Raw genomic sequence first — 21,156 nt, forward strand, 5'->3', positions numbered from 1 at the left:
TTGCTTCAATACACCCAACGGATGGCTGAGGAGACCGTCACCGACCGGCGTCGCGACGCCGGCGCCCGCACCAAGCAGCGCCTCATGGAGGCGACGCTCACGCTGCTCGCCGACCGCGGCGAGGACGGCGTCACGCTGCGCGACATCACCTCCGCGGCGGAGACCAACGTCGCCTCGGTCAGCTACCACTTCGGTTCGCTCAGCGCGCTCTGCTGCGCCACCGCAAAGTCCGCCATCACCCGTCTGCTCGACGAGCAGCTTGCCAGCCTTCAGGCGCTCGACGAGCACGCGAGCATCGAGGACGTCGCGCGCGCCGTCGCCCACCCGATCGTCGACGCCCTGAGCAACCCGCAGAGCCCGGATCGAGCGCTGCTGCGGATCTTCGACCGCACGCTCAGCGGCCCGCCAGGCGAGATGCACGACTGGATGAAGGCCTCGCTCGAACGCGTCGACGAGGAGCTGATGGCGCACCTGCGCCAGGCGCTGCCCGACGTCGGCGACGAGGAGTTGCGGTTCCGGTGGGGCTGCGTGACGGGCATCCTGCGCGGGCTCGTCGCGGGTACCGCCCGCACGGACCTCGAGGGCAAGTGCCCGACCGACCTCGAGCGCCTGCTCGTCCCAGTGCTCGCCGGGACGCTCTCCGCCCGCGTGTAGAGACTTCCACGCATGAGAACTTGGACGCGGCGGTCCGCGCGTTCAGAGTCCGTCGCGGAGGAGGAGAACCACTCCCGGGGGGAACATTGAGACGTCTTAGGGGCAGGTTGCTGGTCGGCGCGATCGTGCTGGCGAGCTTGGCGACGGGCGGCGCCGAGCGGGCGCAGGCGCAGGGCATACAGGTGGTCGACGGGAAGACCGCACCGGTCTTCGACTACGACCAGGCGATCCGCGAGCGGGTGTACATCCCGAACGGCCAGGACGCCGACATGGACGGGGTCGAGGACCGCACGGCGATCGAGATCATGCGGCCCAAGACGGACGCGAAGGTCCCGGCGATCGTCGCGCCCAGCCCGTACTACACGTCGGCGCCCGGGCAGTTCTTCGGACAGTCGATCGCGGACGTCGACGGCGACGGGATCAACGATCGCTGGCCGCTCTGGTACGACAACTACTTCGTCCCGCGCGGGTACGCGGTGATCCTGGCCGAGATGGACGGCACGGCGAACTCGACCGGTTGCGCGACCAACGGCGGTCCGAGCGACGTGATGAGCATCAAGGTCGTGGTCGACTGGCTCAACGGGCGCGCGCCCGGCTACAAGTCGGTGACCGGCACGGCCGATCCGATCCTCGCGAACTGGCATTCCGGCAAGTCGGCCATGATCGGCCGCTCCTACAACGGCACGCTGCCCAACGCGGTGGCCGCGACGGGCGTCGAAGGGCTGACGACGATCGTCCCGATCAGCGCCATCTCGTCCTGGTACGACTACTCGCGGATGGGCGGCATCATCGGCTCGACCCCGCACTACCCGGCCTGGCTCTCCAACTACGTCACCGACCCGGACCGCCAGGCGCACTGCTTGCCGGCGCGCGACGCGATGAGCCTGCTCGACGGCGACGCCGACGGCACGATGAACGCCTTCTGGGATGCCCGCAACTACCGGCCCAGCGCGAACAAGATCAAAGCGTCGGTGTTCGAGACGCACTGCATCCAGGACGACAACGTCGACCCGGACCAGTTCTCGGAGTGGTGGTCCCTGCTCGCCGCCAACAACGTCGCCCGCAAGCTGTGGATCTGCCGCGAAGGGCACGTCGACCCGTTCATGATCCGCCGCACCGAGTGGATGAACCAGCTCCATCAGTGGTTCGACTACTGGCTCTACGACGTCCCGAACACGATCATGCAGCAGCCGCGGGTCGACATCGAGGACACCAAGGACAGCTGGTCGACGCACGCCGACTGGCCGGTCCCGGGGTCCAGCAACGTCGACGTCTATCTGCAGGGCGACACGCAGACGACCGCCGGCACCCTGGGTGAGCGGTCCGGCGGCGCGACCGACACGCTGAAGTGGACCGACCTCGCCAACCAGAGTGAGGCAACCGCGCTCAACATCGCGGCGGGCACGACGCAGAACAACCGCCGCGTCTTCCTCTCGCCGCCGCTGAAGACCGATCTGCACCTGTCCGGCTCGCCGAAGGTCGACCTCCGGGTCTCGCTGGACAAGCCGCAGTCCAACGTCGCGGCGATGATCGTCGACTACGGCCCGAGCACGCAGATCACACGCTCTGGCGACGGTCAGTCGACCCCGGCCACGGCACCGAGCGACTGCTGGGGCTCGTCGTCGACCCGCCTCGGCCCGGACGGCAAGGTCATGGACTACGACGCCTGCTACCAGATCCCGACCAAGCCGACGGTCACGATCACCGCGACCCAGGGCTGGCGCCTGACGCGCGGGATCATCGACACGTCCAACAAGGACTCGCTCTACACCGAGACCCCGGTCACGCCCGGCGTCGAGTTCCAGCTGAAGTTCCCGATCATGCCCGTGGAGTACACGATCCCGGCGGGCCACCGCTTGGGCGTCGTGCTGATGGCGAACTACAACTCGCTGCAGAAGAACGGCACGACCGGCACCACGATCACGCTCAACGCGAAGCAGTCGAAGCTCTCGCTGCCGGTCGTCGGCGGGACGCGTGCGCTGGAGGAGGCGGGCGCGCTGGCCGACGCCGCCTCGACGCACGCCGACGCGCCGGTCGGCGGCGCCGTGCCGGCGACGCTCGCGCTCACGCTCGGGGCGCCGGCGTCGTTCGGCCCGTTCACCCCGGGCGTGGCGAAGGACTACACGGCGACCACCTCGGCCAACGTCATCTCGTCCGCGGGTGACGCGGCGCTGACGGTGTCCGATCCCGGCCACCTGATGAACGGCACGTTCTCCCTGCCCGATCCGCTGCAGGTGCTGTTCTCGAAGTCGACGTGGTCGGTGCCGGTCTCCAACGACGCGGTGACGATCACGTTCAAGCAGCACATCAACGCGAACGACGCGCTGCGCACCGGCGCGTACAGCAAGACGCTGACGTTCACGCTGTCCACGACGACGCCATGACCGCGTAGCGCTCGAACGCCGACTCCATCACGCCCTCGCCGCGCGTCAACCCCGGTAGCTGCTGCTGCAGGGCGTGGACGTTCGCGGCGGGGAGCGTGCCCGCGAGCAGGCACACCTCGCCGCGCGCGACCGGGGCGTCCGGGAGCGCGCGGACCCGGGCGAGCGCGGGCAGCACCATGCCGAGGGTGTCCGCGGGGAGCTCGAGCTCGAAGCGGTGCAGCGGCTCGTACGCCGTCGTTCCCGCCTGCCGCAGCGCCGCGAGGAGCACGATCGGCGTCAGCCCGCGGAAGTCGCCCGCGGTGCTCGACATGCTCTTGTCGAACCCGCCGTGCGCGCTGCTCTGCCGCGCCCAATAGCCCGCGTGGGTCATCGTCACCGTGCAGTCCTGCACGCGCCGCCGGGCGAGGACCGCGAGGACCGTCTCCTCGACGGCGCGGAAGAACGCGTACGGCATCGAGCCCAGCTCGACCTCGAGCCGGAACTCGGTCGGCCCGGGCTGCACGCGCAGGCCGACCGTCGCCAGGAAGCCGTGCTCGCCCTTGCCGATCAGCTCGACCGCCGCCCCGGTGCCGGCCGGCTTCTCGATGTGGATCGGCGTCGTCTCGCGGAAGGAGACCTCGACGCCGAACTCACCGGCCAGCGTCGCGCCGATGACCTCCTTCTGGATCTCGCCGTACAAGGACACCGCGGTCTCGTCGCCCTCGCGCAGGTTGATCAGCGGGTCCTGCTCCGCGAGCTGCACGAGCGCGAGATGCAGCGCGCCGCGGTCGCGCTCGTCGCACGGCACGACGACCGTCTCGAGCGTCGGCGGCGCGAAGTGGCGCCCGTTCGACGACGCCGCCTCGCCGAGCGCGTCGCCGATCCGCACCTCGCTCAGCCCCCACACCCGCGCGATCTCACCCGCCCGGACGGCGTCCCGGCGATCGGAGCCGAACACGCTGATCGCCGTGACCTTCTCGCCCGCCAGCCGGTCGCGAAGCCGCACCGTTCCCGTCCGCAGCCGAACGTAGGCGACCTTCTCGCCCGCCGGGCCGCGCTCGACCTTGAACACGGTTCCGGAGACGGGTCCGTCGGGATCGGGCACGTGCGCGGGCAGGAACTCGCGCACGCCCGCGATCAGCTCCGCGACGCCCGCGCCGGTGATCGCCGAGCCGGCGAAGACGGGATGGGCGATCGCGCGGGCGGTCTGCGCGGCGAGCTCGCGCCGCCAATCGCCCTCGCCCTCCAAATAGGCGCTCAGGAACGCGTCGTCGTGGTCGGCGAGCACCTCGGCGCAGGAGGCGTCGGGGAGCACGGCGCCGCCGGTCAGCTTCGCGCGCACCTCGCCCAGGACGCGTGCGAGGTCCGCGCCCCGCCGGTCGAGCTTGTTGACGAAGAACAGCGTCGGGATCCGCAGCCGCTGCAGCGTCCGCATCAGCACGCGGGTCTGCGCCTGGACGCCCTCGACGCCTGAGACCACGAGCACCGCGCCGTCGAGGACGCCCAGCACCCGCTCGACCTCGGCGATGAAGTCCGGATGCCCGGGGGTGTCGATCAGGTTGACGGTGACGTCGCCGCCGATGGCGAACGACACGACCGCCGACTTGATCGTGATCCCGCGTGCCCGCTCGAGCGCGAGCGAGTCGGTCTGCGTATTGCCGTCATCGACCGAGCCGGGCTCGTCGATGACGCCGGCCTCGTGGAGAAGCCGTTCCGTCAGGCTGGTCTTACCGGCGTCGACATGCGCCAGGATCCCCAGGTTCAAACTGCGCACAGAAGGTCATGTCCTTGGTGAAGAAGGTGGTGGGGACATGCAGGGCTGTGCGCACGCTGAGCTCCTTACTGCGGTCGAACGGGTGGATCGCTGCCCAGGGTAGGGCGGGCGGATTTCAGGATTCGAACCCGTCCGCGATCACGCGGCCGGACTTCGCGGCGGCGACGAGCGCCTCGTAGTCGCGCTCGTTCTGGTCGGCGTAGGCCTCGGCGAAGCGCACCAGCGCGCGGTCGAGGCGATCGCTTGAGCCGATGTACGCGGCGATCGCGCAGCGGTCGCCGGAGCGGGCGTGCGCGCGGGCGAGCGTCCAGCCGCAGATCTCCGCGTACGCCTCGAGGTCCGACGCCGGCACCGCGTCGAGCTGTGCCGAGGCCTTCGCGTCCCAGAGTTGCCGCACGTAGTAGTTGCGCGGGACGCCGGTCTTGTCGTCCTGCACGGTCAGCCAGCCGAGCAGGATGTCGCTCGCGGCCTGCATCAACCGCTGGCCCTCGACGACGCGCCGGCCCGGATGCGTGTACGCGCTCTTGCCGGCGAACGGCTCGAGCACCGATGCCGAAGCCTCCTTGACCTGGAGGAACAGCGGGTCGCCGTCGTCGTGACCCATCGCCAGCACGATCCACGCCTGGTTGCCGACGCTGCCCACGCCGACGACCTTGTGAGCGAAGTGCACCGGCCGGTAGCCGTCGATCAGCACGCGGCGGTCGTCGGGAAGCGTTCCCGCGTACTGGGCGACCAGCGTGCGCAGGAACTCGTCGATGTCATGCGCCTCCCGCTCGGGCGCGAGCTCCTCGACCGGGATGATCAACGGCGGCTGGCTGACGATCCTCGGCCGCCCGTCGACGGTGTGCGTGAGCTTGGCGAAGGCGCGCAGGCTGTCCTTGCCGTGGGCCTTGGCGATCGTCTTGTCGACCGTGCGGCGCCCGGCCGAATCGAGGCGCTTCCCCCACCGGGCGAACAGCGACTCGACCTCCAGCCGGGCGTACCAGACGTCGAGCGTGCGCATGCCGGCGAACTCGCGCATCGCGCGCCGGTACGCGCGCACTCCGCCACGGACGACGTCCTCGCGAGCGGACGTCGAGAAGCCACGGTCGCGCCCGGCCACGGCGAGGCTCGCCGCGAGCCGCTTGAGGTCCCATTCCCACGGGCCCGGAAGCGTCTCGTCGAAGTCGTTGAGGTCGAAGACGAGCGACCGGTCCGGCGCGGCGAACCCACCGAAGTTCGACAGGTGCGCGTCACCGCAGAGCTGGGCGCGGAGCCCGCTGATCGGCGTGGTGGCGAGGTCGGCGGCCATGATCGCCGCGGCGCCGCGGAAGAACGTGAACGGTGAGACGAGCATCCGGCCGTAGCGGAGCGGCACGAGCTGCGGTATCCGCGTGACGTCCTGCGCCGCGAGGACCGCGACCGGGTCCTGGCGCTGCGGAGGCTGCGCCCACTCCGCATGCGACGACCGCGGACTTGCGGCCCGCGCCGCCTTCCCGCGCTGCACCGACGTCTCGTCGAGCGCGACACCCATCGCCCCGCGAGCTTACTCTGAGAGCGCCTTGCCGCCTACGACCGCGTTCTGCCGCGCCCACGGCGTCGCCCACGAGCTGGAGTTCAAGCGCCGCGCCCGCGACGCCGGCCGGATCACCTACCACATGCATGTCGGGCTGACCGACTGGCCGGCGACCGAGGCGGCGGTCCGGTTCGTGCACGACGAGCTGGCCGCCCGTGGCCACACGATCGAGCGCTTCGGTCTCTGCCTGGACCGCGCGATGGGGCTGCCGAGCGAGCAGCGCGCCGCCGCGCGCCGGGAGACCGGGCCGCGCCTGGACGCGGACGACTGGGCCAAGGTCGCCGCCCTGCCCGTCCAGCCGCACCTCGGCGACCACATGATCGGCACGCCCGCGAGCCTCGAGAACACCCGCGCGGCGCTCGCGGCCGGGATCACGTCGATCGGCAACCTCGGCCAGTTCTTCGCCTTCGAGCCCCCGGGCGGGTACGACGACACCGAGCTCACGCGGCAGGTCGTGCGCGCGATCCGCGCAATGGCCGCGACCGACGGCACGCTCGTGCATTCCTACCTCGACGACGGGCCGGCGGTCCAGTTCGCGGACTACGGCATGTTCGCCGGCTGGGCGGCGCTGGAGCTCTACGTGGTCGAGGAGCTGCTCGGCGCGCGGCTTGCGCACTCCTACGGCGGGCTGATCCCCGAGCCGCTGGACCGCGCGGCGGTCGGCTTCGCCCTCGACGACCTGCGCGGGCGCGACTCGATCGGCACGATGGTCTACGGCAACACCGTCGACTACACGAGCGACCACGTCCGCAACACCGCGGTGCTCGCCAACTACCTGCTCGTCGACGTCGGCGCCCAGCTGCACCGCCCGACCGGCCACGCGATCAACCCGGTGCCGCTGACCGAGGCGGAGCGGATCCCGTCCGCGGAGGAGATCCTCGAGGTCCAGCTGCTCGCGCGCGAGATCGAGCGCGAGGCCCGCCGCGGTGCGCCGCTCACCGACTGGGCGAAGCTCGAGCGCCATGGCGCGGACCTCGCCGATGCGGCGGCGCGGTTCCGCGATCACGTCCTCGCCCGGCTGGACGACGCGGGCACCGATGTCCGCGACCCCGCGGCGGTGCTGCTCGCGCTGCGGCGGGCCGAGCCGGCCGAGCTCGAGGCCGGGTTCTCCGGCGGGTCGCAGCGGCCGACGTGGAAGGCCGGCATCGTCGCCCGCGAGGCCGCCCGGATCGCGCGCGCCACGCCGCGCCTGGACGGCGCCCGCGTGATGCTCGTCGTGCTCGAGGTCCACGACGTCATCCGCGACGCGCTCGCCAGGGCGCTGACCGGCGCGGGCGCCGACGTGATCGTGCTCTCCAGCGCCGCCACACCCGCTCAGGTCGCCGCCGCCGCCACCCAGGAGGACGCCGACGCCGTCGTCGTCGGGTCCTACAACGGCGGCGCGCTCAGCCTCGGTCGCGAGTTGCGTGCCGGCTACGACGGCCTGACGATCTTCGGCGGCATCCTCAACGAGGACCTCGGGGGCGAGGTCCCGATCGACGCGCGGCCCGGTCTCGAGGAGCTCGGCATCACGGTCGCCGACGACGCCGCCGACGTCGGGCGCCTGATCGCGTCACGCTGACGTCACCTCTAGCCGCAGGCGGCTCAGGATGCGCTGGACCGAGTACTGGACCTCGCGGCGCTCGCGCCCCAGCACGGTGGCGATCTCACGCTCCGGCGTACCGTCCAGCAACATCGCCAGGAGCGGCATGTCCGCGCTCTCCAGCCGCTCCTCAGCGTCCGCCAGCACCGCCCGCGACGGCGGCTCGAGGAGGCGCTCACCGCGATTGACGAGCCGGATCGCCTCGAAGAGGTCACGCGCCGGCACGCCCTTGTCCAGCAGCCCGTCGGCCTTGGCCAGCGCGGCGGGCAGGGCGAGCGCGGGTCCGGCGTAGGCGCTGAACACGATCACCTTGGGCGCCGGGACGCGCTGCTTGATGCGGTAGCAGAGCTGCAGGCCGTCGCTCTTGGGGAGGTGGTAGTCGAGCAGCGCGAGGTCGGGCTCGGTGCGATTGAGCAGCGGCCAGACGCTCTCCTCATCGCCGTCGCTCTCGCCGGCGAAGACGATGCCGGGCTCGGCGTCGATGACGGTGTGCAGGCCGGCGCGCAGCGCGGGGTGATCATCGATGACGACGACGCGGATCATGTCGGGGCTCCGTTCTGGTGCAGGGGGACGAGAAGTTCGATCGCCGTGCCGCGCTCGCCGTCGGCGGCGGAGAACGTCACCGTCGCGCCGATCGTCGCGGCGCGGCTCTCGATCGCGAACAAGCCGTTCGCTCCGGGGCGGCGCTCGGCGGGCAGCCCACGACCGTCGTCGGCGATGCGCAGGCGCAGGCGGTGCGCGTCGGCGTGGATGTCGACCGCGATGGTCTCGGCGTCGGCGTGGCGCAGCGCGTTGGTGATCGCCTCGGAGCCGATCCGGTAGACGTGTGCGGCGATCAGTGGCGGCAGGACGGGTGCGCGGCCGGTGACCGTGATCGTCGGGTGCTCGTCGGCCGCGCTGAGCTCGCCCGCGCGCTCGCGCAGGGCCTCGTCGAGGCGGCGGCCCTCCAGCGGCGAGCGCAGCTCGGCGAGGCTTGAGTCCATGTCCGACGCGGCGGACTCGAGCTCGACGGTCGCACGCGCGACGACCCGCTCCAGCGGCTCGCCGACCCGCCCGGAGAGCGACGAGACGAGCAGGTGCGCGGCATGCAGGCGCTGCTTGGCGGAGTCGTGCAGCTCCCAGGCGATCCGGCGCCGCTCGGCCTCGATCGCCAGACGCTCCCGCTGCGAGCGCTCCTCCGACAGCCGCCGCAGCGTGTCGCACACGTAGGCCAACCCGCCGACCAGCAGCGTCGGCAGCGAGAGATGGATCGCGAGCGTCTCCGTCGAGCTGACCGCCAGGTGGCCGGGAGCGGGGCCGCCCCAGATCGCCACGAACAGGAACGCCACCGGCGCGCCCAGCGCCAGCCAGGCGGCGTGCCGCAGCGGCAGGTAGGCGGCGGGGAGCGCGAGCGCGACCAGCCACAGCAGGTAGTACGGGCTGCGCCAGTCGCCCGAGTCGACCACGAGCGCGAGCGTCGCCGTGACGTCGATCGCCCACGCCACCGGCGAGCGCCGCAGGGCGGGTGAGGCGGCCAGCACCGCGGTGGAGAGCGGGCCGTAGAGCAGCAGCACCGCGTCGACCTGGTCGATCCCGCTCCAGGCGGTCAGTGCGAAGGCGATCGCCCAGGCGGTCAGGCGCGCGGCGACATAGAGCGCCAGCCAGCGCACCGTATACGGCGCGCCGAGGCGCGCCCGCAAGGCTTGGATGACGTTGGGCGCCGCCACGGATCAACCGTGGCAGGCAAACCCCCTTCCGGACCCAAGATGGGTGGTGCTCCCCATCGGGCGCGCTACGGCAGGAGCGCGTTGCGCGCCGCGTCGAGCACCGCCTCGGAGATCGGGTCACCGGCGGTCGCCCGTGAGATGACGAGCGCCCCGACCATCGTCGCGTAGCGGGCGAGCGCCTCGTCGCGCTCGCGCCCCTCGAGGGCGGCGAACGTGTCGAGGTAGTCGGCGAAGCCGGTCGCGAACGTCTCGCGGGACGCCTCGTCCGCGCGGGCGACCTCGCTGCCGAGCGCGCCCATGGTGCACCCGTGGGCGGGGTCGTCGCGGTGCTCGGGCGAGAGGTACCACTCGATCAGCTCGCGCTCGGTGATGCCGGAGACCCATTCGCGCTGGTCGGCCAGCGCCTTCTCCAGCGCGAGCTGCACGAGCTCGTCCTTGGAGGCGAAGTGGCGGTAGAAGCCGCCGTGGGTGAGGCCGGCCTCGGCCATCAGCTGGCCGACGTTGACGCCCGCCACGCCGCGTTCGCGCAGCAGCGTCGCCGCGCCGTCGATGACCTGTTGGCGGTGGAGCTCGGTGTCTTTTCGTGAAGATCGTGCCATTAGCTGTCGCTCATCATCATATCGTGCTATAGATGACGCATGACATCTAACGGAACCGCCCTGATCACCGGTGCTTCAGCAGGCCTTGGCGCGGCGTACGCCGACCGGTTGGCCAAGCGCGGGTACGACCTCGTTCTCGTCGCCCGCGGCGAGGACAAGCTGCGCGAGCTCGCCGCGACCCTGCCCGGCAACGCCGAGGTGATCACGGCAGACCTGACCGTCGACGCGGACCTCGCGCGCGTCGAGGAGCGCCTGCGCGGCGAGGACGTCTCGCTGCTCGTCAACAACGCCGGGATGGGCTGGGTCAGCCCGGTCGTCGACGCCGACCTCACCGACCTGGGGAGGGTCATCGACCTCAACGTGACCGCGTTCACCCGCCTCGACCAGGTCGCCGCGAAGGCGTTCGCCGCCCGCGGCGCCGGCACGATCATCAATGTCGGCTCCGTCGTCGGCACGGTGCTGCAGCTCCCCGGCATGGCGACCTACGCGGCCACGAAGGCCTACGTGGTGACGTTCACGCAGGTGCTCGCGGCCGAGCTGGCCGAGACCGGCGTGCGCGTGCAGGCGGTCATGCCCGGCGCGGTGGCGACCGAGCTGTGGGACAAGTCGGGGTACCCGCTGTCCAACCTCGACGGCGACACCGTGATGACGGTCGACGACGCGGTGGACGCCGCCCTCGCCGGCCTCGACGCGGGCGAGCTGATCACGATCCCGTCGCTGCCCGACGCCGCGCACTGGGACGCGTTCGAGGCGGCGCGCCTCACGCTCGCCCCGAACATGTCGCGGCGCGAGCCCGCCGAGCGCTACCGCTTGAGCGTGAGCGGCAGCCGCCCCTGAGGCAGCACGAGTGACACCGCCAGCCTGCGCTTGCCCTTGAAGGCCTTGCGGCCGGCCGCGTTCAACGGGACGCGGACGGTCGCGGCCTTCCCGGGCTTGAGGTTGAACTTCGCCGTCCCGAGCGTCTTGCCTTTGACGAGGCGAAGCGTTCCCGTGCAGGCCGTCGTGAGCTGGCAGATCAGCCGGACCGCGGCGCGGTTGGCGCGCACGCCGGCGTTGGGTGAGGCGGTGCGCAGCGGTGGCGTGGGCGCCGTCGTGTTGTCGGCCGGGCCGCCGCCGCCCGGGGCGGGCGGGGCTGGAGTGCAGGCCGTCGTCGGGTCGGCCGGCGCGACCGGTCGCAGGTTCGAGCCGGTCATCGGCACGCCACACCAGTCGTACTGGAGCAGCACCTCGTAGCCGTCCATGATCCCGACGTCGGTGTTCGAGGCGCCGTTGGCCAGCGCGGGGTGCAGGAACGCGGCCCGCGCCTGGTTGTTCGGCGGGTCGAAGATGAACCCGTGCGCGCCACGGTCGTTGACCGGCAGCGACCCGTTCCCCGCGACCGACACGACGAGGATGTCGTTGTACTGCGAGCCGTCCGTGTCACCCACGCCCGAGCCCGCTGGGAGGTTGACCGCGAACTCGTTGACCTGATCGGGCGCGGGCGTGAAGACCGGGGAGACCGCCTTGGTCGTGCAGCACAGCCCGCCGCCGGAGCCGAGGATCGCGAACTGCAGCGGCGCCGGCGAGGGCCCGCTGCGCACGCGCACCTTCGTCACCGCGCCCGCACCGCGCGGAACGTACGTGTTGGCGATCGGCGTGCCGGCCGGGCCGTACTCGGTCGACCACCACATGCAGGTCGTCTGCCCGGTGTCGATGAACTGGATCTGGCCCGCGGCGAGCCCGATGTACGGCCTCGCCAGGCACTGGTTCGCGCCGCTGGGCAATGCGAGGTTCGCCGGCTTCTCCAGCGCGCTGCCGTTGGTGGCGAGCACCGGCGCCTGGGCGCGCGCCGGAGCCGCCACAGCGGCGAAGATCCCGAAGGCGAGCGCGAGCGTCCGGCGGGCGTCCATGCCCCGCCGACGCTAACCCGGCGCGCGCCGCGCCGCAATACGCAGAGTTACTTACCGAGGCTGAACTGCTCCGCGCCGATCACCGGTCGCAGGTTGCGCTCGAGCTCGCGGTCGGCGAACGCGCGGCGCAGCACGTCGTCGCCGAGCGCGTTGCCCAGCGAGGCCATGATCATCCCCTGGTCGAGCGACAGGTACGCGTCCGAGACCAGCCCCGTCTGGACGTTGACGCTGTCCCGGAAGCCCCACTTGGTGTAGAGGCCGGGGAAGTCGTGGGCGAGCTTGCGGACGTTGTCGAGCGTCTCGCGCGGGGCGTAGCGCAGCGCGAGGAACGTGGCGTGCGGGGTGACGACGCCGTTGGTGTACGCGGTCGTCGGCGGATCGGGTTTGGGATCGCGATTCGGGCAGCCCGCGAACCCGTGGTCGATCAGCGTGTTGTCCTCGTTGGACGGCATGCCGTTGGGGTCCATGCCGGCGCCGTCGACGCCCCACGCGCCGTAGTTGCCCTCCGGCTTGTTCGCGGGCGAGAAGCCCCAGTAGCCGTAGCCGGCTTCCTTCATGCCGTGGTAGATCTGCGCCTGAACGGTCGCCGGGTGATTCCCGCCCCAGCTGTTCGGCGCCCACTTCTCCTCAGGCACGAACAGCGACGGCATCAGCGCCTCGAACATGCTGCCGCCCCAGCTGGGGACGAGCTTGTTGCCGGCGTAGGTGTAGGCGCCCTCGTAGACGTCGACGCCGAAGTACCTGCGCGTGACGCCGGTCGGCTTCTGCTCCTGGAACGAGTAGTCGCAGGTGTCCGGGAACGTGCGCCAGCGCCCGAAGTACTCCTTCTGGGGCAGCTGCCCGCGACCGATGCCGATGTAGTCGACGATCCGCGACTCGCTGACGACGGTGTCGTAACAGCACGGCGACATGCTCGGATCGTCCGGCCGGAAGTGGAAGAGCACGCGGTTGACGTCGGGCCGGTAGTAGAACCCGAAGTTCATCGCGTCGTACAGCGCACCGGCGCGTTTGTGCAGTTGCGGAACGCTGTTCTCGACGATCTTCAGACCGACCGCGAGCCAGCCGTTGTCGACCGAGGACAGGATCGGATGGAAGTTCGGATCGTGCTGCGGCGGCCAGTCCGTCAGCTTGGCGCCCGTCCGGTGGTCGTACCAGTTGTAGTACTGCCCGGTGTCCTGGTAGCGCTCCATGTGCTCGAGCGAGGTGAGCGTCTTCGAGAGCCGGTCGGCGAGCTCGCGCTTGCGGATGATCCCGAGGCGCTCGGCAGCGACGGCGCTCCACATGTAGGCGCCGATGTTGGTCGTCGACGTCTGCACGCTGGTCGAGCCGTCGGAGTTGAGGATGTCGGCGGGCAGGCCGGACTTCTCGTCGGTCATCGCCGCGAAGGACGCCCAAGTGCCCTGCGCGTACGCACGCAGATCACCGCCGCCGCCGTGATCGTTTGCGGACGCCGTCGCGACCGGCATCAAGACGAGCAGCGCGACGAGCGCCGCGATGGACCTGGACAACATGAGCGCCTCCCAACGCGAGTACTTCCCGACAGGTCCGTACCCCGTGGTTTGCACGATCGAACATCGGGGGAATTCCGGGCCGTCTCGCAGAGGGTCGGTAGGGAGGAAGCAGCATGTCTCGCAGAGCACGTATTTCCGGGGCTTTGGCCGCGGTGCTGGTCGTTTCGGTCGGAGGCGGAGGCGCCCTGGCGGCGTCACGCTCGGGTGACGAGGCCGCGTTGCAGGTTCAGAGGCCCGGAGGTGATCACGGCGGCGTCGAGGGCCGGGTCGAGAGCCTGCTGCGCAAGATGACGCTGGACGAGAAGCTCAACCAGTTGACGCTGCTCTCCGACGGGCAGATGAAGGACAACCCGGGGGAGGCGCTCAAGCCGGTCGGCGGCGTGTTCAGCGAGACCGATCCCGTACTGATCGACAAGTACCAGCACGACGCGGTCGAGAAGTCACGGCTGCACATCCCGATCCTGTTCGCCTTCGACACGATCCACGGATTCCGGACGGTGTTCCCGACGCCGCTGGCGACGGCGTCGTCGTTCGATCCCGCCGTCGCGTTCACCGATCACAAGATCGGCGCCTTCGAGTCGGCTGCGGTCGGCATCAAGCAGATCTACAGCCCAATGGTCGACGTCTCGCACGAGCCCCGCTGGGGCCGCATCGTCGAGGCCGCGGGCGAGGACCCGTATCTGAACTCGGTGATGGCGGCGTCGCGCGTGTCGGGTGCCCAGGGCGGCAACTACGCGGCTCCGGACAAGGTCGTCACCAGCGTCAAGCACTTCGTCGCCTACGGGCAGCCGGAGAGCGGGCGCGACTACAACACCACCGACATGTCCGAGGCGCGGCTGCGGAACGTCTATCTGCCGCCGTTCAAGGCCGCCATCGACGCGGGCGCGGACACGGTGATGTGCTCGTTCAACTCGCTCAACGGGCGACCGGGTTGCTCGAACCCGTACACGGAGACCGACATCCTCAAGGACGAGTGGGGCTTCGACGGCTTCATCGAGAGCGACTACACGGCGGTCGCCGAGACGCGCGCGTGCCCGCCGAAGAACCCGGACAGCGGCTCGTGCGGCCACGGCGTCGCCGCCGACGGCCCGGACGCCGCCGCGCAGGCGCTCAACGCCGGCACGGACTCCGAAATGGTCTCGACCAACTACCGCGACTTCGGCAAGATGCTCGTCCAGAACCGCACCGTCTCGATGAAGCGCATCGACGACGCCGTGCGCCGGATCCTGCGGATCAAGTTCCGCGCGGGGCTCTTCGAGCATCCGTACATCAACGTCGCCCAGGCGCAGCAGAAGCAGTTGCTGCCCGCCAACCGCGCCGCCGCTCGCGTGGCCGCCGGCAAGTCGGTCGTGCTGCTCAAGAACGCCAACTCGACGCTGCCGCTGAAGGCGGACAAGACGACCGCCGTGATCGGGCCGCTGGGCGACAGCGGGCACGACATGCTCGGCCCGTGGTGGGGCCGCGGCGATGACAACGACGCGGTCTCGCTGTTCGCCGGCATGAAGAAGCAAAACCCCAGGACGACCTACACGGCCGGCTGCACGATCAGCCACAACGACCTCAACGATCCCGCGAACGAATGCGCGACGATCGACACCGCCGGTGTGCAGGCCGCGGTCGCCGGTGCCGACCAGATCGTGCTGGCGCTCGGTGAGACCCGCGAGATGGGCGGCGAGGCCGAGGCGCGCTCGAACATCGACCTGCCCGGCAAGCAGCAGGACCTGATCGACCTGGTCGCCGCGACCGGCAAGCCGTTCACGGTCGTGCTGTTCAACTCGCGGCCGCTGACGCTCACCAAGGTCGACGCCGCGGCGCCGGCGATCCTCGAGGCTTGGTTCGGCGGGGTCGAGGCGGGCAACGGCGTCGCCGACGTGCTCTTCGGCAAGGTCAACCCCGGCGGCAAGCTGCCGGTCTCCTTCCCGCGCAACGTCGGCCAGATCCCGATCTACTACAACCACGAGCCGACCGGCCGTCCGTGCGACGTGACGTCCAAGTACAACTCGCGCCACCGCGACATCGGGTCCTGCGCGCCGCTGTACGAGTTCGGCTTCGGCCTCAGCTACACGACGTTCAAGGTCGACAACCTGCGGCTCTCCTCGCCGGCGATGAACTCGCGCTCCTCGATCACCGCGAGCGTCGACGTGACCAACACAGGCACCGTCGCGGGTGACGACGTCGCGCAGCTCTACATCCACGACCCGGTCGCGTCGCTCGCCCAGCCGGTCCGCCGCCTGCGCGGCTTCGAGCGCGTGACGCTCAAGCCGGGCGAGAAGACCACGGTGAGCTGGAAGCTCGACGCCTCAGACGTGGGCTTCTACGACAACAGCGGCAAGTTCCGCTTGGAGCCGGGGACGATCGAGGTCTACGCCGGCGACACGTCGAGCGAGAGCGACAACCTGCAGACGTTCACGGTGCGCTGAGCCTGGTCGTCCGGGGAGTAGGCACGCAAATCTATATAGGTAGATTTGCGTGCATGCCCCGGCGACCTTCCAAGCAGACCGCGGCGGTGCTCGCGGCACTCGCGCGCGAGTCGCAGGTCTCGCGCTACGGCTACGAGCTCGGCAAGGAGGTCGGGCTCGAAGCCGGAACGCTGTACCCGATCCTCATGCGGCTCACCGACCGCGGGCTGCTCGAGGCGAGCTGGGAGACCGACCCGCCGGCCGGCCGCCCACCGCGCCACCTGTACCGGCTGACCGCCGACGGTGAGCGCGCGGCGGCCGAAGCCGCCGTCGCTCCCCCGGCGCGCCGCCGCGTGCGGCGCACTGCGCTGGGTGAGTCATGACCGCCGCGCTGCTGGCCATCGTCGTCCGGTTGCTGCCGGATCACGAGTGGCGCCGCGCGATGCTCGCGGAGTTCGCGTCGCTGGAGGGAGCGGGCGCGCGTCGCCGCTTCGCGGTCGGCTGTGCGCGTGCGGTGGCCGCGACCGCCGGCGTCCGGCTCCGGCTCGCGGGACTGTGCCTGGTGGCGGCCGTGCCGCTCTTGCTGATGACGGCTCCGGGCGGCCAGCACAACACCACCGGCTACTGGTTCACCGGCATCGTGACGGTGCTCTGCATCGCCGCCGTTCTCCGCCTGTCCGCTCGCGACGAGGCGCGCGGCGTCGCGTTCGTGGCCGTCACGGCCGGCCTGCTCTGGTGGGCGGCGCTGCTCGCGTCAAGCGAGGTCCGCTCGCACCCGCAGTGGGCGCTGGCGGTCGGTCTCGCGGCCGTGATCGTCGCGGCGCGGCGCGGACGGGAGATCGCCGCGCTCGGCACCGCGTTCGCGACGTGCCTGGCGATCTTCGTGGTGTCCGTCGGCACCTACCACGCGCTGCCGCGGCTCGCGCCCGACATCGCCCCGGCGAATGCGACCGATCCGCTGCTCGAGAACCGGATCGAATCGACCGATCCCTACGTGGCCGAGCTGCTGCTGGCGGCGCTGCTCGGCGTGGCGCTCATCGGCGCGGCGCGACGGCCGCGGCCCGAGCTACCAGGTTGAGCCGGCGACCGCGCCGCGCGGACGATCGACCTCGCGCACGACGGGGGTCGTGAACGCGTGGGAGAGCGGGCGGCGGGGAGTGGTGGCGACGACGGTCATTTCAGTGGCTCCGGTCGGATCAGCGGGGGCGGCGGCGGCGCGAGGGGCGCTCTGCCTGGTATGCGGCGGCGTACGTGAGTTGGATCAGCGAGGGGCTCATGACTCCTGCAGCTTCCCAGTGCGGGGCGTTCGGTTTGAGAGGGGTGCCTGGCGTCTGGGGGTGGGGTGAGCGCACGGTGTCCGGGGGCTGTCCGCACCCGCGGGGTGCGGATACGATCGCCCGGGGTCAACGAGCGGAAAGGGCGGCATGCAGCAGGCGGCGTCATGTCCCAAGTGCGGGGCACGTGGGTCCATGGCGTGGGACCCGCGCGGCTACCTGGTTTGCCGCCGGCGCTGCGGCGGGTACCTGCTCGCTCCGACCCCGGGGTCCGGTCCGACGCCCTGTGCCTTCCGCTGCGGGGCGTTCGCGTCCTGGTGGTGCGAGCTCTGCCGCGCGGAGGTGTGCCGCGATCACGCGATCGCCCGCGAGGACGGCACCTTCCTGTGCGAGCGCTGCGCGGAGGAGGCGCGCCGCGCAATCGAGGCGCAGGAGCGACGGGTCGGCGGCGAGCGCCGGCGCCGGCTCGCCGCGGCGGTCGCGGCGGTCTCCTCCTGCACGGACGCGCACCAGCTCCTGGAGGCGGTCACGTCGCACGTCGACCAGCCGATCGCCGAGGACTGCCGCGACGCGTGGATCCGCGTCGTCGTCGGCAAGGTCCCGCCGAACCACGAGATCGCGCACTTCGCCCCGCGCGGGCTGCGTCGCCGCTGGGAGGAGACCGAGCCGCGCCACCCCGCCTGGCTCGCCGCCGGCGTCCAGGGCGCGCCGGACATGACGCTCGACGCCGCCGGCGGGCTCTGGCTGTCCCCGCCCGCCGAGCGCCTCGAGGGTGCCGAGGCGACGCTCGTCCTGCGCCCCAGCCGGCCGCTGGAGCTCGTCGGCCGCGGCAAGGACCAGCACGTCACCAACGCCCGCCAGCGCCTGCGCAGCGGCGAGCCGCCGGTCTACGCGCGCGCCGTCAAGGCGGCGCTCGAGTACGCATTGCGTTGACTCACGCTGCACGATCGATTGCAGGATCCGCGTGGGCAGGAACTAGGGTCGTCGCCTCGAATGAAGGTGCTTCGTCGACTCCTGCCGCTCGCGGTGCTCGCCGCGCTGCTCGGCGGCAGCGTTCCCGCGCACGGCCAGGACAGCCTGCGCAGCGCGGCGGCGCGCCTGAAGAACGCGGTCGCGCAGGAGGAGGCGCGGATCGCGAACACGCGTGAAGGGCTGGCCGACGCCGAGCGCCGGCTGTCCGTGCTCGACGCCCGCGCCGTCAAGCGCCGGCAGCAGCTCTCCGACACGCAGAACAAGCTCGTCGACACGCGCGTGCGGCTCACCCGCCTCGAGCGCAAGCAGGCGACGGCCGAGAAGCTGCTCGCCGCGAACCTGCGCTCGAGCTACATGGACGGGCAGCCGAGCTTCGCGACCGTCGTGCTCAACGCCAACGGCTTCAGCGACCTGATCGACCGCTTCGAGTTCCTGCGCCGGATCTCACGCCGCAACGCCTCCGTGCTCGCCGACACCCGCGACGCGCGGATCAAGGTCAAGGGCATGACGAACGACCTCGCGGCGCTGCGCACGACGTACAGCCAGCTCGCCCGCGCCGCCGACGAGGACGTCAACCGCGCCGACGCGATCCGCACCGCGCTGCTCAACCGCGAGCAGGACCAGCTGCGCAAGCGTGACGGCACCGCGGCCAAGCTCGCCTCCGTGCGCGGGAAGATCGCCGCGATCCAGCGCCGCCAGGCGGCGGCCGCGCGGCGGGCGGCGGCGGCAGCGACGGCGGCCAGTCAGGCCCCGACCATCAGCCACACCACCGGCTCCGGTGGCGGTGGCGGGGGCGACGTCGTGGGTCGCGTGGTCGCCGCCGCGAACCAGATCGCCACGACGCCGTACGTGTGGGGCGGCGGCCACGGCGGCGCCTCCGGCGGCTACGACTGCTCCGGCTCGATCTCCTACGCGCTCGCCGCGGGCGGGCTGCTCAACGGCTCTCTCACCTCCGGCGGCTTCATGAGCTGGGGCGATCCCGGTCCGGGCCGCCGCATCACCGTCTACGCGAACGGCGGTCACGCGTTCATGGTCGTCGACGGCCGCCGCTACGACACGAGCGCGCTCTCCGGCGGCGGAACCCGCTGGACGAGCGAGATGCGCAGCACCGCAGGCTTCGTCGCTCGCCATCCCCCCGGCTTCTAGAAGTCCGGCGAAGAATGGGCGCACCGGGATTCTCCGCCGGGCTTCCAGCCTTGCGGGCGTGACCCGGACCCGCGAGACTCCCGGCATGTTGGTCCGGGGTGTCGAGGACATCCACGTGGTCCAAGAGCAGGCGGCCCTGCTCCGGATCGCCATGCTCGTCGCCAAGGACGAGCCGCTGGACTCCCTGTTCGGCGCCGTCTCGGCGGAGGTGGCCCAACTGCTCGGCGTCGAGGCCGGGGCCGTCATGCGCTACATCGGCGGCGAGCGGGCGGTGATCGTCGGCGTTCATCGCACCACTGGCGTGCGCGGCCTCCCGGTCAACGCGGAGCTCGATTTCAACCGGACGACCAGCGCCCTCGGCCGCGCACAGAGCACGCTCCTGCCCACCCGCCACACCTACGGCGCGGACGCCAAGGGCGACGTCGCGAACGTGCTCAAGTCGGTCGGGCTGCGGGTCTCGGTCGCCGCGCCGATCCTGCGCCACGGCGAGGCGTGGGGCGCGTTGCTCGCCTCCGCGCCGGAGGAGGACGCGCTGCCGGCCGGGTGCGAGCGCCGGCTCGTCGGGATCTGCGGGCTGCTCGCTCAGGCGCTGTCCAACGCGGACGCGCGGGCGGAACTGGCCGAGTCACGCACCCGCCTGGTCGAGGCCGGCGACGAGGCGCGCCGGCGGCTCGAGCGCGCCCTGCACGAGGGCGCGCACCAGCACGTCGTCGCGCTCGCGCTCAAGCTGCGCGTCGCCTGCGGGCGGGCGACGCCGGGCTCGCCGGAGGAGGCGTTGCTCGCCGAGGTCCTGGCCGACGCGATGGAGGCCAGCGCCGCGATGGGCGAGCTCGCCCGCGGCCTGCATCCCGCCGTGCTCTCCGAACGCGGGCTCGCGGCTGCGCTGCAGGTCCTGGCGGCGCGGGCGCCACTCCCGGTGCACCTGCGCGAGCTGCCCGGACGGCGCTTCGAAGCCGTCGTCGAGACGACCGCCTACCTGCTGGTCGCCGAGGCGATCGCCAACGCCACCGCCCACGCGCACGCGACCGAATGCACCCTGCGTGCGGCCGACGGCGGCAACCACCTGACGATCGAGGTGCGCGACAACGGGATCGGCGGCGCCACGATCAAGCCGGGCGGCGGCCTGGAGGTCATCGCCGATCGCGCGGCGGCGGTGGGCGGGCAGTTCTCGCTCCAGTCACCGCGCGGCGAAGGCACCGCGGCGCGCCTCGTGATCCCCGTTGCCCGCTGACAGCTGGCGCGCCTGAGCGCCGAGTAAGGTCCCGGAGCATGGAGGTCGAGCGCAAGTACCTGCTCGCGGCGCGGCCGGACGGCCTCGACGGCCACGAGTCCGGCCGCCTGGAGCAGGGCTATCTCGCGCTCGACCCGGCGGGTGCCGAGGTGCGGGTGCGACGCAAGGGCGACAAGCACACGCTGACGGTGAAGACCGGCGCGGGGTTGGCGCGCGGCGAGGAGGAGGTCACGCTGGCGGCGGCGGACTTCGACCGCCTGTGGCCGCTGACCGAGGGCCGTCGCGTGCTCAAGACCCGCTACCTCGTGCCGCTCGACGGCGGGCTGACCGCCGAGGTCGACGTCTACGAGGGCGCGCTCGACGGCCTGCTGACCGCCGAGGTGGAGTTCGCCGACGAGGCCGCCGCCCACGCCTTCGCCGCACCCGCGTGGATGGGCGAGGACGTGACCGGCGACAAGCGCTACGCCAACCAGCGCCTCGCCACCGACGGCAGGCCCTAGC

Annotated in this window: 18 protein-coding genes; 11 read left to right on the forward strand and 7 right to left on the reverse strand. The window is 71.6% G+C overall.

From position 1 onward, the window contains the following. The first annotated feature begins 21 nt into the window (after positions 1–21). Together OM076_RS29575 and OM076_RS29580 are read left to right on the forward strand one after the other, a co-directional pair. Complete coding sequence (locus tag OM076_RS29575) at positions 22–654, forward strand: TetR family transcriptional regulator (protein WP_270043729.1); 633 nt, start codon at positions 22–24, stop codon at positions 652–654. A gap of 107 nt (positions 655–761) precedes the next feature. Next, on the forward strand, positions 762–3,038 hold the full coding sequence (locus tag OM076_RS29580; RefSeq protein ID WP_270043730.1) for a CocE/NonD family hydrolase: 2,277 nt from the start codon (positions 762–764) through the stop codon (positions 3,036–3,038). Here the strand turns inward: OM076_RS29580 and OM076_RS29585 are convergent. Then, positions 3,013–4,791: a GTP-binding protein gene (locus tag OM076_RS29585; RefSeq protein ID WP_372518093.1), complete on the reverse strand. Its 1,779-nt coding sequence runs from the start codon at positions 4,789–4,791 to the stop codon at positions 3,013–3,015. The two genes, OM076_RS29580 and OM076_RS29585, sit on opposite strands and share 26 nt — an antisense overlap. 115 nt (positions 4,792–4,906) lie before the next feature. Beyond that, a complete protein-coding gene (locus OM076_RS29590) occupies positions 4,907–6,304 on the reverse strand; it encodes a DUF2252 domain-containing protein (RefSeq protein WP_270043732.1) in 1,398 nt (465 codons plus the stop codon). Positions 6,305–6,332: 28 nt separating this feature from the next. Between OM076_RS29590 and OM076_RS29595 the strand changes: the two genes are divergently transcribed. After that, the gene (locus tag OM076_RS29595; protein WP_270043733.1) at positions 6,333–7,907 is read left to right on the forward strand and encodes a hypothetical protein; all 1,575 of its coding nucleotides are present in this window, start codon (positions 6,333–6,335) and stop codon (positions 7,905–7,907) included. Here OM076_RS29595 and OM076_RS29600 read toward each other — a convergent pair. From OM076_RS29600 to OM076_RS29610, 3 genes are all read right to left on the reverse strand, one after another. Continuing rightward, the gene (locus OM076_RS29600; protein ID WP_270043734.1) at positions 7,899–8,471 is read right to left on the reverse strand and encodes a response regulator; all 573 of its coding nucleotides are present in this window, start codon (positions 8,469–8,471) and stop codon (positions 7,899–7,901) included. The two genes, OM076_RS29595 and OM076_RS29600, sit on opposite strands and share 9 nt — an antisense overlap. After that, a complete protein-coding gene (locus OM076_RS46365) occupies positions 8,468–9,634 on the reverse strand; it encodes a sensor histidine kinase (protein ID WP_270043735.1) in 1,167 nt (388 codons plus the stop codon). Before OM076_RS46365 ends, OM076_RS29600 begins: the two co-directional genes overlap by 4 nt. Positions 9,635–9,699: 65 nt before the next feature. After that, entirely contained in the window at positions 9,700–10,233 is a 534-nt protein-coding gene (locus OM076_RS29610; protein WP_270043736.1) for a TetR/AcrR family transcriptional regulator, read from the reverse strand. A gap of 39 nt (positions 10,234–10,272) precedes the next feature. On the opposite strand from OM076_RS29610, the gene OM076_RS29615 reads away from it, so the two are divergent. Continuing rightward, positions 10,273–11,070: an SDR family NAD(P)-dependent oxidoreductase gene (locus tag OM076_RS29615; RefSeq protein WP_270043737.1), complete on the forward strand. Its 798-nt coding sequence runs from the start codon at positions 10,273–10,275 to the stop codon at positions 11,068–11,070. On the opposite strand, the gene OM076_RS29620 is transcribed toward OM076_RS29615, so the two are convergent. After that, a complete protein-coding gene (locus OM076_RS29620; RefSeq protein ID WP_270043738.1) occupies positions 11,037–12,122 on the reverse strand; it encodes a hypothetical protein in 1,086 nt (361 codons plus the stop codon). The genes OM076_RS29615 and OM076_RS29620 overlap by 34 nt on opposite strands. A gap of 47 nt (positions 12,123–12,169) precedes the next feature. After that, positions 12,170–13,633: a glucoamylase family protein gene (locus OM076_RS29625; RefSeq protein ID WP_270043739.1), complete on the reverse strand. Its 1,464-nt coding sequence runs from the start codon at positions 13,631–13,633 to the stop codon at positions 12,170–12,172. Between the two features lie 218 nt (positions 13,634–13,851). Here OM076_RS29625 and bglX point away from each other — a divergent pair, with 218 nt between their 5' ends. The 7 genes from bglX (at position 13,852) to OM076_RS29660 (ending at position 21,155) form a co-directional block, all read left to right on the forward strand. Then, entirely contained in the window at positions 13,852–16,053 is a 2,202-nt protein-coding gene (gene bglX, locus OM076_RS29630; protein WP_270043740.1) for a beta-glucosidase BglX, read from the forward strand. Positions 16,054–16,106: 53 nt separating this feature from the next. Next, on the forward strand, positions 16,107–16,415 hold the full coding sequence (locus OM076_RS29635) for a PadR family transcriptional regulator (RefSeq protein WP_270043741.1): 309 nt from the start codon (positions 16,107–16,109) through the stop codon (positions 16,413–16,415). Next, the gene (locus tag OM076_RS29640; protein ID WP_270043742.1) at positions 16,412–17,110 is read left to right on the forward strand and encodes a hypothetical protein; all 699 of its coding nucleotides are present in this window, start codon (positions 16,412–16,414) and stop codon (positions 17,108–17,110) included. The genes OM076_RS29635 and OM076_RS29640 overlap by 4 nt, the downstream gene beginning before the upstream one ends. A gap of 391 nt (positions 17,111–17,501) precedes the next feature. Then, a complete protein-coding gene (locus OM076_RS29645; protein WP_270043743.1) occupies positions 17,502–18,239 on the forward strand; it encodes a hypothetical protein in 738 nt (245 codons plus the stop codon). Positions 18,240–18,299: 60 nt separating this feature from the next. Further along, positions 18,300–19,424, forward strand: coding sequence for a coiled-coil domain-containing protein (locus OM076_RS29650; protein WP_270043744.1), 1,125 nt, complete (start codon positions 18,300–18,302; stop codon positions 19,422–19,424). An 85-nt stretch (positions 19,425–19,509) separates the two neighbouring features. Continuing rightward, positions 19,510–20,655, forward strand: a complete 1,146-nt coding sequence (locus tag OM076_RS29655; RefSeq protein ID WP_270043745.1) for a sensor histidine kinase — start codon at positions 19,510–19,512, stop codon at positions 20,653–20,655. 38 nt (positions 20,656–20,693) lie between these two features. Beyond that, positions 20,694–21,155 carry a CYTH domain-containing protein gene (locus tag OM076_RS29660; RefSeq protein WP_270043746.1) on the forward strand — a complete coding sequence of 154 codons (462 nt, stop codon included), beginning with the start codon at positions 20,694–20,696 and terminating at the stop codon, positions 21,153–21,155. Position 21,156: the final 1 nt, after the last annotated feature.

Source organism: Solirubrobacter ginsenosidimutans, assembly GCF_027587205.1.